The 13,482-nt window shown below is 72.8% G+C and carries 11 protein-coding genes; 6 read left to right on the forward strand and 5 right to left on the reverse strand.

From position 1 onward, the window contains the following. Positions 1-51 precede the first annotated feature (51 nt). The gene (locus tag KSNIM_RS25830) at positions 52-630 is read right to left on the reverse strand and encodes a TIGR03086 family metal-binding protein (protein WP_263105515.1); all 579 of its coding nucleotides are present in this window, start codon (positions 628-630) and stop codon (positions 52-54) included. A gap of 90 nt (positions 631-720) precedes the next feature. Here KSNIM_RS25830 and KSNIM_RS25835 point away from each other — a divergent pair, with 90 nt between their 5' ends. Next, positions 721-1,779 carry a helix-turn-helix transcriptional regulator gene (locus KSNIM_RS25835; protein ID WP_263105516.1) on the forward strand — a complete coding sequence of 353 codons (1,059 nt, stop codon included), beginning with the start codon at positions 721-723 and terminating at the stop codon, positions 1,777-1,779. A gap of 31 nt (positions 1,780-1,810) precedes the next feature. Here KSNIM_RS25835 and KSNIM_RS25840 read toward each other — a convergent pair whose 3' ends face one another. The 3 genes from KSNIM_RS25840 to KSNIM_RS25850 all read right to left on the reverse strand — a co-directional run bounded on the left by KSNIM_RS25840 (position 1,811) and on the right by KSNIM_RS25850 (position 4,237). Next, positions 1,811-2,992, reverse strand: coding sequence for an alpha/beta hydrolase family protein (locus tag KSNIM_RS25840; RefSeq protein ID WP_263105517.1), 1,182 nt, complete (start codon positions 2,990-2,992; stop codon positions 1,811-1,813). A gap of 153 nt (positions 2,993-3,145) precedes the next feature. Continuing rightward, positions 3,146-3,496, reverse strand: coding sequence for an MmcQ/YjbR family DNA-binding protein (locus KSNIM_RS25845; protein ID WP_263105518.1), 351 nt, complete (start codon positions 3,494-3,496; stop codon positions 3,146-3,148). A gap of 51 nt (positions 3,497-3,547) precedes the next feature. Then, positions 3,548-4,237 (reverse strand): TetR/AcrR family transcriptional regulator, encoded by a 690-nt coding sequence (locus KSNIM_RS25850; RefSeq protein WP_263105519.1) that lies wholly within the window; start codon positions 4,235-4,237, stop codon positions 3,548-3,550. A gap of 229 nt (positions 4,238-4,466) precedes the next feature. On the opposite strand from KSNIM_RS25850, the gene KSNIM_RS25855 reads away from it, so the two are divergent. Then, entirely contained in the window at positions 4,467-6,080 is a 1,614-nt protein-coding gene (locus KSNIM_RS25855) for an MFS transporter (protein WP_263105520.1), read from the forward strand. Positions 6,081-6,288: 208 nt separating this feature from the next. Continuing rightward, positions 6,289-8,070, forward strand: a complete 1,782-nt coding sequence (locus KSNIM_RS25860) for a serine/threonine-protein kinase (RefSeq protein WP_263105521.1) — start codon at positions 6,289-6,291, stop codon at positions 8,068-8,070. 66 nt (positions 8,071-8,136) lie between these two features. On the opposite strand, the gene aceE is transcribed toward KSNIM_RS25860, so the two are convergent. After that, entirely contained in the window at positions 8,137-10,887 is a 2,751-nt protein-coding gene (aceE, locus tag KSNIM_RS25865) for a pyruvate dehydrogenase (acetyl-transferring), homodimeric type (protein ID WP_263105522.1), read from the reverse strand. Positions 10,888-11,408: 521 nt separating this feature from the next. On the opposite strand from aceE, the gene KSNIM_RS25870 reads away from it, so the two are divergent. The 3 genes from KSNIM_RS25870 (at position 11,409) to KSNIM_RS25880 (ending at position 13,295) form a co-directional block, all read left to right on the forward strand. Next, positions 11,409-11,846: a DUF3052 domain-containing protein gene (locus tag KSNIM_RS25870; protein WP_263105523.1), complete on the forward strand. Its 438-nt coding sequence runs from the start codon at positions 11,409-11,411 to the stop codon at positions 11,844-11,846. Between the two features lie 223 nt (positions 11,847-12,069). Then, positions 12,070-12,528, forward strand: coding sequence for a peroxiredoxin (locus tag KSNIM_RS25875; protein WP_263105524.1), 459 nt, complete (start codon positions 12,070-12,072; stop codon positions 12,526-12,528). Between the two features lie 191 nt (positions 12,529-12,719). Next, positions 12,720-13,295, forward strand: coding sequence for a TerD family protein (locus KSNIM_RS25880; protein WP_263105525.1), 576 nt, complete (start codon positions 12,720-12,722; stop codon positions 13,293-13,295). Positions 13,296-13,482: the final 187 nt, after the last annotated feature.

Raw genomic sequence — 13,482 nt, forward strand, 5'->3', positions numbered from 1 at the left:
GTGGGGCGGCCGCGCCCGCGGCTCGGCCGCCCCTCCCCGGGACACCGCGGCTCAGACCGTGCGGCCCATCCAGGCCGCCATCCGCGCGTACGTCCCGGCGCCGTCCGGAACCGGCTGGACCGGGCCGAACGGCACGCCCTCGCCGCGGCCCTCGGCCGGCAGCACCTGCCGGGCGATGCCGAGCACCAGGTGCGCCAGCTCCTCGTCCAGCGCGGCGCTGGGGTCGACCACCTGCGCGATGTCCCAGGAGTGGGTGACGGCCTCCACCAGGTAGCCGCCCACCGCGAGCCGCCCCGGCACCCGCCCCCACGGAACCTCCACCACCCGCTCCAGCGCGGCGTCCTCCCGCCAGGCCGCCGCCCAGCGCTCCCGGGCCCGGCCGAACGCCCCCGCCCAGTCGTCGTCCGCGACCGCGCCCACCGCGGTGGCCACGTCCATCCCCCGGCCGCCCTCGCCGGTGTACGCGCTTCGGTGCACCCCGCCCACGGTGTGGCCGAGCAGCGCCCGCAGGTCGTACGCACTGCACGGGGTCGGCTGCTCCAGCATCTCAGGGGTGACGGCGGTGGCGAGCTTCTCCAGCTGGCCGAGCGCGCGCAGGTACGGCGGGCGGGGGTCTGCGGTGGTGTCCATGGCACAACTCCTCGTCGGGAGGGACGGTCTGACGGCGGACACTCTCCCGGCAATACCTGACATCCCCTGTCAGGTTCTATTCTTCGGCTGGTGAAAGCCGACCGACTGCTGTCGATCCTGTTGCTCCTGCAGACCCGCGGCCGGGTCACCGCCCCCGAGCTCGCCGCCCGGCTGGAGGTCTCCGTCCGCACCGTCTACCGGGACGTCGAGGCGCTCTCCGCGGCAGGCGTCCCGGTCTGGGCCGAGCGCGGCCGGCATGGCGGCATCCACCTGCTGCCCGGCTACCGCACCGACGTCACCGGCCTGACCGGCGACGAGGCCCGCGCGCTGTTCGTGCTCTCCGCCCAGGGCGCGCACGAGGCGCTCGGCCTCGGCGAGGCGATCGGCTCCGCCCTGCGCAAGGTGATGGCCGCACTGCCCGCACCGCACCGCCCGGCCGCCGAACGCACCAGCGAACGCATCCTGGTGGACCCGGCCCGCTGGCTGCGCTCCGAGCCCGCCGTCCGGGTCGACCTCGGAGCCCTGCAGAACGCCGTGTTCGCCGACCGGCGGCTGCGGCTCGGCTACCGCCACAGCGGCGCGGACGGGCCGAGCGACTACACCCTGGACCCGTACGGCCTGGTCAACAAGGCGGGCGTCTGGTACCTGGTGGCCGACCTGGACGGAGCGCCGCGGCTGTTCCGCGCCGAGCGGATCCTCACCGCCGAGGTCCTCGACGACCCGGTGCGCCGGCGGCCCGGCCGGCAGCTCGCCGAGGTGTGGGAGAACCTGCGGGAACAGGTCGAGCGGATCCCCGACGAGGTCGAGGCCGCCGTCCGCATCCGCCGTGAGCGGGCCGACCTGGTGCTGCGCATCCACGCCAACCACGTCCTCGCCCCGGTGGTGCCGGTCGGCGACGGCGCCTGGCTGGAGACGGTGCTCGGCTTCCGGGCGCTGCCCGCGGCCCGCTCCCTGCTGGCCTTCGGAGCCGACGTCGAGGTGGTCTCGCCGCCCGAGGTCCGGGACGAACTGCGCCGGGCGGCCGCCGAGGCGCTCGCCCTGTACGGGCCGCCGGAGAAGGGCGCCACGGCGCGTCCTCATGGGCGCATGGGAACCGACGAGGGGCTTCTCCCCCGGCCTTCGGCCGGGAGGTGCCCCACGCGCCCCTGACCGACCTCCCGTGCGCCTTCGACGACGAGCTCTAGGGCTGGCGGCGGGTGACGTCGCGGTAGTCGCCGAGGGCGATGGCGCCGAAGTTGTGCAGGCTCTGGGTGCCGTCCGCGAAGTAGCCGGTGTGGCCGTTGGAGCCCTGCGAGGAGACCTCGACGGCGCCGAACTCCTGCGTCGTCGGGTCCGCGCCGTGCCCGAAGCCGCCGAACTCCAGGTACGGGACGTTGCCGATCCAGTCGGTGGGGTTGCGGGTCGCCCACACCCGCACGCCCGGGCCGAGCTCGGTCGAGGTCTGCACACCCATGCCCGGGCTGCCGAAGACCACCACGTCGGCCGGGGCCGAGCCGTGGATCGAGGGGGCGGCGGTGCCGCAGACCACCGAACCGTAGGAGTGGCAGAACAGGGTCGGCGGGAGGGTGGCGCTGCCGGTCTCCCGCAGCCCGGCCAGCAGCCGCAGCAGCCGCGGCGCCGCGGCCTCGGCGAGCCGGGAGGTGACCGCGTCGGGGCCGAGCCCCGAGGGGGTGACGTAACCGGTCCAGGCGATCACGGCGGTACGGCTGCCGGGGGACTGCCGGTGCTCCTCGGCGAGCAGGGCGCGGGCCATGCCGGTCACCGAGCGCAACGGGTCGGCGGTCTGGTCGAAGTGCGCGAGGTCCGCGTCCGAGCCGGGCACCAGGACGGAGATCCGGTCGGCGGTGGTGAGGTCGCCGTACGCCTCGCTGACCAGTCCGCGGCCGCGGGGGTCGAAGGCGAGGATCTGCCGGCCGGGCTTGAGCAGCCGCTCGGTGTCGTCGGCGCGGACGGCGGCGGCCGCGCGCTCGACCGGGGTGAGGCGGTCGTCGGCGGCGCGTTCCCGGGCCCGTTCGACCTCCTCGGTGATCGCGATCCGGTTGGCGCGGTAGCGCAGGCCCACCGGTACCCCGTCGAGGTTGCCCACCACCAGCGGATACACCTCGGCGAGGCGGTCCTGCTGGGCCTCGGTCAGGCCGGCGAAGAAGGCGGCGACGGCGGGCGCGTCCGCGGTGGCCGGGTCGGGCAGGGCGCGGCCGAGCGACTCGTCCTCGACCCAGGCGGCGCTGCCGGCCGGCGGGGTGGTGATCGCCACCTGCTCGTTGGAGGCGGCGGCCTGGGCGGCGGCGGCTCCGGCGTCCAGCAGGACGGCGGAGGCGGCGAACGCGCCTATCAGCATGCGCTTGACCCGCCTGCGCTGCATGGGCGTACTCTCCCTCGGGCCGGTGACCGTGACAGCGGGCGTGGCCCGACGGTGGTACGACTGCTGTGCCAGCCAGGGTAGAACGCCCGAGCTGGGGGTGAGCAGAGTCTAAACCGTGCGATGGGTCACACACACGAGGGACCTGGCGTGGCGTCAGGTTGCCCGTTCGGCGTCGAACGTCCGGACCAGTCCCTTGGGTGCGGTGCTGCGCCAGGCCTCGGTGACCAGTTCGCGCAGCTCGTCCGCGCCGACCCGGCCGAGCTCGACCAGCACCCAGCCGTGCCGGCCCACGTACGGGGCCACCGCGTAGGTCTCCGGATCGGCGGCGAGCAGGGCGGCCTGTTCGTCCTTGGAGGCCTTGACGCGGACCCGGCCGGACTCGGGGGCGCCCATGGCGAAGATCTTCTCACCGACCCGCAGGGTCACCTCGGTCTCCCAGGTCAGCCGCTCGGTGGCCGTGGGCAGGGCCAGCCCCATCTCCAGGAACTGATCGAACGTCACCATGCGGTCCAGCCTAGACGTGCCCCCGCGCGCCCTTGGGCGGTCCCCGGTGGGTCAGTTGCGCCACGGGCCGGCGAGGGCGGGGCCGAGCTGGTCGAGGTGGCGCTCGATGATGGCGATCATGCCGTCGGGGCCGGCCGCGTGGGCGGCGGTGTCGGCCGTCCAGGACAGGTGGGAGACCCGGACGACGGCGCCGAAGGCGGCGGCCAGCACCCGGGGCCGCACGTCGGTGGCGGGGTCGAGGCCCTCGCGCTCGGCGAGGATCGCGGTGACCACGCCCTCCTGCTCGATGGTGCGCCGCAGGTGGGCGGCGAGCAGGACCGGCGTGGACTCGATGAGGTCGATCAGCTCCAGCGCGGCCTGCACGCCGCCCGGCCCGCTGCCCTCGTCCCGGCTCAGCACCTGCCAGGCCTGGGTGATGGAGGCCCGCATCGCCTGCAGCGGCGTCTCCGCGGCGGGCCGGCGCCGCAGGCAGTCGACGAAGTAGTCCTCGGCGTCGGCGAGGACGGCCAGGGCCACCTCCTCCTTGTTGGCGAAGTACCGGAAGAAGGTGCGCTGCGAGACGTCCACGCTCGCGGCGATCTCGTCGACCGTGGTGCGGGCGTACCCCTGCCGCAGGAAGAGGGCGTGGGCGGCCGCCACCAGGGAGTCCCTGGTGCGCTGCTTCTTCCGCTCGCGCAGTCCGAGGACCCGGCAGTCGGAGGCCGGCTGTCCGGTGCGGGAGGGGGTGAGCGGCAGGGCCATGCAGGGCGCCTTTCCTGGCAGAGCGGGACGGATACCACGATAGCCGCTCTGCCATATGTCAGTGCCAGACGTACGACATGAATTGCCGAATGTCAGTAGCTGACATAATGTTCCCGCGAGTGGCGCCGTGCGGCCGGACAGCCGTGGGGACGGGTGGGCCCGCGGCGCCACGTCGCCCACGTCACGCAGCACGTCACCCTCGTCTCGTCCGAAAGCCCCGGAGGGCAGCATGAGTTCGTCCGTCGTCAAGACCGGGAAGGCGGACACCCCGCCGCAGTCCGCCGGCGCCCCGCCGACCGGCTCCCGGGGCCTCCAGGGCCACCCCTGGCTGACCCTGCTCACCGTCGCGGTCGGCGTGATGATGGTGGCCCTCGACGGCACCGTCGTCGCCATCGCCAACCCGGCCATCCAGGCGGACCTCGGCGCCTCGCCCGCCGACATCCAGTGGGTCACCAGCGGCTACCTGCTGGCGCTGGCGGTCTTCCTGATCACGGCCGGCAAGATCGGCGACCGGTTCGGCCACAAGTCGACCTTCCTGGTCGGCGCGGCCGGCTTCGCCGCCACCTCCGCCGCGATCGGCTTCGCGGGCAGCATCCGGACGGTCATCCTCTTCCGCGTGCTGCAGGGCCTGTTCGGCGCGCTGCTGCAGCCCGCCGCGCTGGGCCTGCTGCGCGGCGCCTTCCCGGCCGAGAAGCTCAACATGGCGATCGGCATCTGGGGCGGCGTGATCGGCGCCTCCACCGCGGCCGGCCCGATCGTCGGCGGCCTGCTGGTCGAGCACGTCAACTGGGAGTCGGTCTTCTTCATCAACATCCCGGTCGGCCTGATCGCCCTGGCGCTCGGCCTGTGGATCCTGCGTGACGTGCGCACCGAGAACGCCGCGAAGTCCTTCGACATCCCCGGCATCGTGCTGCTCTCCGGGGCGATGTTCATGCTGGTCTGGGGCATCATCAAGGCCCCGGTCTGGGGCTGGGGCGACCCGGCGACCCTGGTCTTCCTCGGCGGCGCCGTCCTCGCGATGGTCGTCTTCGCCTTCTGGCAGACGAAGGCCGAGGAGCCGCTGATCCCGCTCAGCCTGTTCCGGTCGGTGCCGCTGTCGGCCGGCACCCTGCTCATGGTGCTGATGGCCTTCGCCTTCTTCGGCGGCGTCTTCTTCGTCACCTTCTACCTGCAGAACGTGCACGGCATGGCCCCGGTCGACGCCGGCGTCCACCTGCTGCCGATGACCGGCATGATGATCGTCGGCGCCCCGGTCGCCGGTGCCGCGATCGGCAAGCTCGGCCCGCGCATCCCGATCGTCGCCGGCATGCTCTTCACCACCGCCGCCATGCTCGGCATGTCGACCCTCTCCACCGACTCCGGCACCGGCGTGATGTCGCTCTGGTTCGTGCTGATGGGCCTCGGCCTGAGCCCCGTCATGGTCGGCGCCACCGAGGTGATCGTCGGCAACGCCCCGCTGGAGCTCTCCGGTGTGGCCGGCGGCCTGCAGCAGGCCGCGATGCAGGTCGGCGGCAGCCTCGGCACCGCCGTGCTCGGCGCCGTGATGGCCTCCAAGGTCACCGACGTGCTGCCGCAGAACTGGGCGAAGGCCGGCCTGCCGCCCGTCCAGGGCGCCCAGGCCGAGGGCCTCAACCAGGCCGCCCAGCTCGGCATCGCCCCGCCCGCCCCGGCCGGCACCCCGCAGCAGGCGGTGGACGCGATGGCGAACGCCGTCCACACCTCCTTCGTCAGCGGCATGTCGCTCGCCTTCGTGGTGGCCGCCGTGGTGGCCCTCGCCGCCGCCGGGCTCGGCCTGCTCACCAAGCGCGGTGCCAACGACGCCGGTCCGGCCGTCCACATCTGAGGCCCGCACACCCTGCGCGGCACTCCTGCGCAGCCCCGGGCAGCACGCCCTCGCACCCGGTCGGGAGTCCGCTCCCGGCCGGGTGCGCTGCGTCGCCGGCCCGGCGCTCCCGGTCGCCGGGCCGGGGCACCGGGCCCAGACTGGGAGCCGGCGGGGCCGTCCGGCCGGAGCGGCGGGACGGATTTCGGACGGGGCACAGGGGACGGCGATGGACCCAGCGGACGGCGGCGGGCCCCCCGCGGACGGCGGGGCGGACGACCCGAACGGCGAGCACGGCGCGCACGGCACGGACGGCGCGCACGGCACGGACGACGCGGACGGCCGGCTGCTCGCCGGGCGCTACCGGCTCGGGCGGCGGCTCGGCCGGGGCGGCATGGGCACGGTCTGGGTGGCCCGGGACGACAAGCTCGCCCGCCAGGTCGCGGTGAAGGAACTGAGCGTCGCGGGCCTGCCCGAGGAGGACCTCGCCGCCGTCCGGGCGCGGATGGAGCAGGAGGCCCGCGCGGCCGCGATGCTCAAGCACCCCGGCGTGATCACCGTGTACGACGTGCTGGAGGAGGCCGGCCGGCCGTGGATCGTGATGGAGCTGATCGACGGCCGCTCGCTCGCCGAGGTCGTCGCCGAGGAGGGAACCCTGCTGCCCAAGGACGCCGCCCGGATCGGCGAGCAGGTGCTCGGCGCCCTCGACGAGGCGCACCGGCACGGGGTGCTGCACCGCGACGTCAAACCCGCCAACATCCTGCTGGAGCGCGGCGGCCGGGCCGTCCTCACCGACTTCGGCATCGCCGTGCTGGCCGGCGCCCCCGGCCTGACCCGCACCGGCGACATCGTCGGCTCGCCGGACTACGTGGCCCCGGAGCGGGTCACCGGCCACCGGCCCGGCCCCGAGTCCGACCTCTGGTCGCTCGGCGCGACGCTGTACGCGGCGGTCGAGGGGCAGTCGCCGTTCCACCGGACGACCACCATGAGCACCCTGCAGGCGGTGGTCGCCGACCCGCTGCCGGAGCCGCGCAACGCGGGCCCGCTGGCGCCCGTGCTGGAGGCGCTGCTCCGCAAGGACCCGGCCGAGCGGCCCACCGCGCCCGAGGCGCTGGCGATGCTGCACGAACTGGCGGGCGGCCGGCCGCGGGCCGTCCAACCGCCGCCCACCGAGCGGGTCACTCCGGTGCTGGGCGTGCCCACCGTGGCCACCCCGCCGACGCCCGTCCCGGCCCCGGCCGCGCTGTCTGCCGCCGCCCTGCCGTCCGGGGAGCCGGCAGCCGCGGAACCGGCGCAGCCGCCCGCCGACGGGTCCGGGCCTGCGCACGGCCACCGGCGGGCCTGGCTGATCGCCGCGGGCGTGCTGGTGGCGGCCGCGGTGGCCGGGGGCGTGGCGTTCGCCCTGCTCGGCGGCTCGGACGAGCCCGGCCCGTCCTCGGCCGCGGGCTCCTCGTCGGCCGCCGCCCCCACGCCGACGCCCACGCCCACGCCGACGCCCAGCCCGACGCCGACGCCGACGCCGACTCCCACCCCGAGCCCGACACCCACCCCCACACCCACGCCGACCGGCACTCCCGCCCCGGCGGGCTTCCGCTGGAGCGACGACCCGGCCGGCTTCCGGGTGGCCGTGCCGCAGGGCTGGACCCGCAGCGAGTCGGGCGGCCAGATCGACTACTCCCCGGACGGCGGCCTGCACCTGCTGCGCTTCGGCGTCGCGCCCGGCGCCACCCGGTCGCCCGAGGCGCACTTCCTCGAACTGGAGCAGACCGTCTCCGCCCAGCCCGACTACGTCCGCATCGTCCTGCAGCCGAACGTCTACCAGGGCCGCGAGGGCGCCCTCTGGGAGTTCACCTCCACCGACCGGCAGGGCAACCCGCGGCACGCGATCGACCAGGCGTTCATCGCCCCGGACGGCACCGAGTACGCGATCTACGCCGCCTCGCCGGAGGACGACTGGACGGTCACCCGGCAGCAGTTCTCCACCGTCCTCAACACCTTCACCGTGACCTGAGCCTGGAACGCCGGAGGGCCGGCCACCCCCTGCGGGGCGGCCGGCCCTCCGGACCGGATCAGCGGATCAGGCGTCGCCGCCGGCCGCGCCCGGGTCGGCCGCGGCCACGTCGAGCAGCTGGTAGCGGTCGATCGCGGACTTCAGCACGCTGCGCTCGACCTTGCCCTGCTTGGCGAGCTCGGTGAGCACGGCGAGGACGACCGACTGCGCGTCGATGTGGAAGAAGCGACGGGCCGCACCGCGGGTGTCGGCGAAGCCGAAGCCGTCCGCACCCAGCGACTGCCAGGCGCCCGGCACCCAGCGCGAGATCTGGTCCGGCACCGCACGCATCCAGTCGGACACGGCGACGAACGGGCCCTCGGCGCCCTGGAGCTTGGCGGTCACGTACGGGACGCGCTGCGGCTCCTCCGGGTGGAGCAGGTTGAACTCCTCCGCCTCGACGGCGTCGCGGCGCAGCTCGTTCCACGAGGTCGCGGACCACACGTCGGCCTTGACGTTCCACTCCTCGGCGAGGATGCGCTGGGCCTCCAGGGCCCACGGCACGGCCACGCCGGAGGCGAGGATCTGCGCCGGGATCGCGCCCGCCTCGCCGCCCTTGAGCCGGTACAGGCCCTTCAGGATGCCGTCGGTGTCGACGCCCTCCGGCTCGGCCGGCATCTTGATGGGCTCGTTGTAGACGGTGAGGTAGTAGAAGACGTCCTCGCCGTTCGGGAACTCCTCGCTGGAGCCGTACATCCGGCGCAGACCGTCCTGCACGATGTGGGCGATCTCGTAGCCGTACGCCGGGTCGTACGCGACGACGCCGGGGTTGGTCGAGGCCAGCAGGTGCGAGTGGCCGTCGGCGTGCTGCAGGCCCTCACCGGTCAGCGTGGTGCGGCCGGCGGTGGCGCCGAGCACGAAGCCGCGGGCCAGCTGGTCGGCCATCTGCCAGAACTGGTCGCCGGTGCGCTGGAACCCGAACATCGAGTAGAAGACGTACACCGGGATCAGCGGCTCGCCGTGCGTCGCGTAGGACGAACCGGCGGCGATCAGCGAAGCGGTGCAGCCCGCCTCGGAGATGCCGTCGTGCAGCATCTGGCCGGTCGGGGACTCCTTGTACGCCAGCAGCAGCTCGCGGTCGACCGACTCGTAGGTCTGGCCGAGCGGGTTGTAGATCTTGGCGGACGGGAAGAGCGAGTCCATGCCGAAGGTGCGGTACTCGTCCGGCGCGATCGGCACGAAGCGGTTGCCGATGCCCTTGTCCCGCATGAGGTCCTTGAGCAGCCGGACGAACGCCATGGTGGTGGCGATGGTCTGGTTGCCGGAACCCTTCTTGACCGCCTTGTACGCGTCGTCGCCGGGCAGCTCCAGCTTGCGCGGACGCACCTTGCGGGTCGGCACGTAGCCGCCGAGCTCGCGCCGGCGGTCGTGCATGTACTGGATCTCCTCCGAGTCGCGGCCCGGGTGGTAGTAGGGTGCGTAGCCCTCGTCCAGCTGCTTGTCGGTGATCGGCAGGTGCAGGCGGTCGCGGAAGCGCTTCAGGTCCTCGACCGTCAGCTTCTTCATCTGGTGCGTCGCGTTGCGGCCCTCGAAGTTCGGGCCGAGCGTCCAGCCCTTGACCGTCTGGGCGAGGATGACCGTCGGCTGGCCCTTGTGCTCGCGGGCCGCCTTGAACGCCGCGTAGACCTTGCGGTGGTCGTGGCCGCCGCGGCCCAGGTGCTGGATCTCGTGGTCGGTCATGTTCTCGACCATGGCGCGCAGGCGCAGGTCGCCGCCGAAGAAGTGCTCGCGGATGTACGCGCCGGTCTCGGTGGCGTAGGTCTGGAACTGGCCGTCCACCGTGGTGTTCAGCTTGTTCACCAGGACGCCGTCGCGGTCCTGCGCGAGCAGCGGGTCCCAGCTGCGGTCCCAGACCAGCTTGATCACGTTCCAGCCGGCACCGCGGAACTGCGACTCCAGCTCCTGGATGATCTTGCCGTTGCCGCGGACCGGGCCGTCGAGGCGCTGCAGGTTGCAGTTGACCACGAAGGTCAGGTTGTCCAGGCCCTCGCGCGCGGCGAGCGACAGCTGGCCGAGCGACTCGGGCTCGTCCATCTCGCCGTCGCCGAGGAAGGCGTAGACGTGGCTGTTCGAGGTGTCCTTGATGCCGCGGTGCTCCAGGTACCGGTTCATCCGGGCCTGGTAGATCGCGCCGAGCGGGCCGAGGCCCATCGAGACGGTCGGGAACTCCCAGAAGTCCGGCATCAGCCGCGGGTGCGGGTAGCTGGACAGGCCGTAGGGGGCCTTCGACTTCTCCTGGCGGAACGCGTCGAGCTGCTGCTCGGTGAGTCGGTCCAGCAGGAAGGCGCGGGCGTAGATGCCGGGGGAGGCGTGACCCTGGAAGAAGATCTGGTCGCCGGACTCGCCCTCGGCGTCCTTGCCGCGGAAGAAGTAGTTGAAGCCCACGTCGTACAGGGACGCGGAGGAGGCGAAGGTGGCGATGTGGCCGCCGACGCCGATGCCCGGGCGCTGCGCCCGGGAGACCATCACGGCCGCGTTCCAGCGGGTCGCGTTGAGGATCTTGCGCTCGATCTCCTCGTTGCCGGGGAAGAACGGCTCGTCCTTGGTCGCGATGGTGTTGACGTAGTCCGTGCTGCGCATCTCGGGCACGGCGACACGCTTCTCGCGGGCGCGCTCGATCAGGCGGAGCATCAGGTAGCGGGCGCGCTCACGCCCCCGCTCGTCGATGGCCGCGTCGAGCGACTCCAGCCATTCCGCGGTCTCCTCGGGATCGAAGTCCGGGACCTGACTCGGAAGGCCGCCAATGATGATCGGGTTGCGATCGGATCCGGAAGCCACGCTGTTCCTTCACTGTCGGTCGAAACTGAGGTGTGTCGCGCCGCCTCCATCGTGTACCGCGACTCGGAGATCCGTCATCTCTACCGATCGGTAACCGTTCCGCCTGGTGGGCGGGCCGGTCGGGGGGTGTGCGGCGGGCTTCGTCGCCCGTTCTGCGCACCCCCGGGTGTGGTGTTACGAAGAGGTGGTCCGACCTGGGTCCCTCCCGCCCGGAAGGGCGGTCGGGCTGAGGGCCAACAGGAGACTTTACGCCCGCCGGAGCAGTGACCCCGAATGCCGTTCGCATCTCGGGCAGGTGTGCGGCGGGTGCTGGACCTGGGCCGGGGGGCGAAGCATGATTGGTCGGGGCAGGAAAGGGCAAACGGGTGTGATTCGCGACACGTCACTCGGCGTGTCCCCCTTCCCCACGTCAACCTTTGGGTGGGATCGGGTGTCGGGTACTTGCGCGAACCGCCGCGCACGTGTGGACTACGCCCACAGCCTCGGCATGGACGCCGAGCCGAATACTGGAGGTTATTCCCGTGAGCGCGACCGCGGACCCCGCGGACAAGTCCAACCCGGCAGCTCGTCTCGGCTTCGAAGAGGGCCAGATCATCCAGGAGCTCGGGTACGACGAAGACTGTGACCAGGAGCTCCGCGAGGGCATCGAGGACATCACTGGCAGCGATCTCGTCGACGAGGACTACGACGACGTCGCCGACGGCGTCCTGCTGTGGCACCGCGAGGAGGACGGGGATCTCACCGACGCCCTCGTCGACGCGCTGGAGTACCTCGCCGAGGGTGGTCTGATCTGGCTGCTGACGCCCAAGACCGGCCGCGACGGCCACGTCGAGGCGCACGAGATCGCCGACGCCGCCAAGACGGCCGGCCTGTCGCAGACCAGCTCGGTCGCGATCGCCAAGGACTGGGCCGGAACCCGCCTGGCCACCCCGAAGGCCGCGCGCTCCGGGAAGCGCTGACCTACGGAACGACCGTCAAGGGCCCCGCTGGAGCATCCTCCAGCGGGGCCCTTCGGTGCGCCGTGCCATGTTGTGGCCGCCGCCGGTGCGGATGTTCACCGAGGGCGCAACCATGGGGCCGGGCTCACCCGAACGGCGGAAACCACCCGGACGGATGCGAGGATGCCCCTGTCCCGAGGTCGCGCTCCGCGGCCGCGGCACCACGACGAGGAAGGTCCCATCCATGGCCATCGAGGTCGGCACCCAGGCTCCGGACTTCGAGCTCAAGAACCAGCACGGCGAACTGGTGAAGCTCTCCGACTTCCGGGGCGAGAAGAACGTCGTCCTGGTCTTCTACCCGTTCGCCTTCACCGGTGTCTGCACCGGCGAGGTGTGCGCGATCCAGAAGGAGCTGCCGCGCCTGCAGAACGACGACGTCCAGGTGCTGGCGGTCTCCAACGACTCGCCGTTCACGCTGCGCGTCTTCGCGGACCAGGAGGGGCTGGACTACCCGCTGCTGTCCGACTTCTGGCCGCACGGCGAGGTCTCCCGCGCCTACGGCGTCTTCGCCGAGGACAAGGGCTGCGCGGTGCGCGGCACCTTCGTGATCGACAAGGCCGGCACCGTCCGCTGGTCCGTGGTCAACGGGCTGCCGGACGCCCGCGACGAGCAGGAGTACCTGGCCGCCCTCGGCGCGCTCTGACTCCGAGGGGGCGTCCCGCCCCGGCCCGGCGCGTTCGGACGGTTGTCCGACGCGCCGGGTTTTCCTGGCGGGCCGGTGGGGAACCCGGCACTACGATCGGGCCGTTGGCAGGACGGGTGCCCCGCACGGGGTGGCCCGGACCCGCACCACCGGGGGCACCAGCACGTGCCTCCCGCACCTTTGGAGGACTAGTGGGTGTCAGCCTGAGCAAGGGCGGCAACGTCTCCCTCACCAAGGAGGCCCCGGGCCTGACGGCCGTGATCGTCGGCCTCGGCTGGGACGTCCGCACCACCACCGGCACCGATTTCGACCTGGACGCCAGCGCCCTGCTCTGCACCGACCAGGGCAAGGTCCGCTCCGACGCCGACTTCGTCTTCTTCAACAACCTGACCAGCCAGGACGGCTCGGTCGAGCACACCGGCGACAACCTCACCGGTGAGGGCGAGGGCGACGACGAGCAGATCAAGGTCAACCTGGCCGGCGTCCCGGCCGAGGTCGCCAAGATCGTCTTCCCGGTGTCGATCTACGACGCGGAGAACCGCCAGCAGAACTTCGGCCAGGTGCGCAACGCCTTCATCCGCGTGGTCAACCAGGCCGGCGGCGCCGAGATCGCCCGGTACGACCTCTCCGAGGACGCCTCCACCGAGACGGCCATGGTCTTCGGCGAGCTCTACCGCAACGGCGCGGAGTGGAAGTTCCGCGCCATCGGCCAGGGCTACGCCTCCGGCCTGCGCGGCATCGCGCAGGACTTCGGCGTGAACGTCTGACCGCGGAGGCGGTTGCATACTCTTGGCCGGGGCCGGTACGGGTGCACTCCCGTACCGGCCCCGGCCGCTTGCCTGTCCGCTGCCTGTCCGCGGCGGGTGCGGTCGGGTAGTTCAGGAAGTTCAGGCCGGTGCGCGGGATCGTGCGACGGTGCGGGGGCGTAGATCTGGGGTACGTCCCGTCGTGCCG

Origin of the sequence: Kitasatospora sp. DSM 101779, assembly GCF_025655475.1 — a bacterium.
Classification (GTDB): domain Bacteria; phylum Actinomycetota; class Actinomycetes; order Streptomycetales; family Streptomycetaceae; genus Kitasatospora.

Excerpts from the sequence above, each read along its gene's own strand:
- KSNIM_RS25830 (WP_263105515.1), bottom strand. The coding sequence starts at position 630 with ATGGACACCACCGCAGACCCCCGCCCGCCGTACCTGCGCGCGCTCGGC.
- KSNIM_RS25850 (WP_263105519.1), bottom strand. The coding sequence starts at position 4,237 with ATGGCCCTGCCGCTCACCCCCTCCCGCACCGGACAGCCGGCCTCCGAC.
- KSNIM_RS25875 (WP_263105524.1), top strand. The coding sequence starts at position 12,070 with ATGGCCATCGAGGTCGGCACCCAGGCTCCGGACTTCGAGCTCAAGAAC.
- KSNIM_RS25855 (WP_263105520.1), top strand. The coding sequence starts at position 4,467 with ATGAGTTCGTCCGTCGTCAAGACCGGGAAGGCGGACACCCCGCCGCAG.
- KSNIM_RS25860 (WP_263105521.1), top strand. The coding sequence starts at position 6,289 with ATGGACCCAGCGGACGGCGGCGGGCCCCCCGCGGACGGCGGGGCGGAC.
- KSNIM_RS25845 (WP_263105518.1), bottom strand. The coding sequence starts at position 3,496 with ATGGTGACGTTCGATCAGTTCCTGGAGATGGGGCTGGCCCTGCCCACG.
- KSNIM_RS25840 (WP_263105517.1), bottom strand. The coding sequence starts at position 2,992 with ATGCAGCGCAGGCGGGTCAAGCGCATGCTGATAGGCGCGTTCGCCGCC.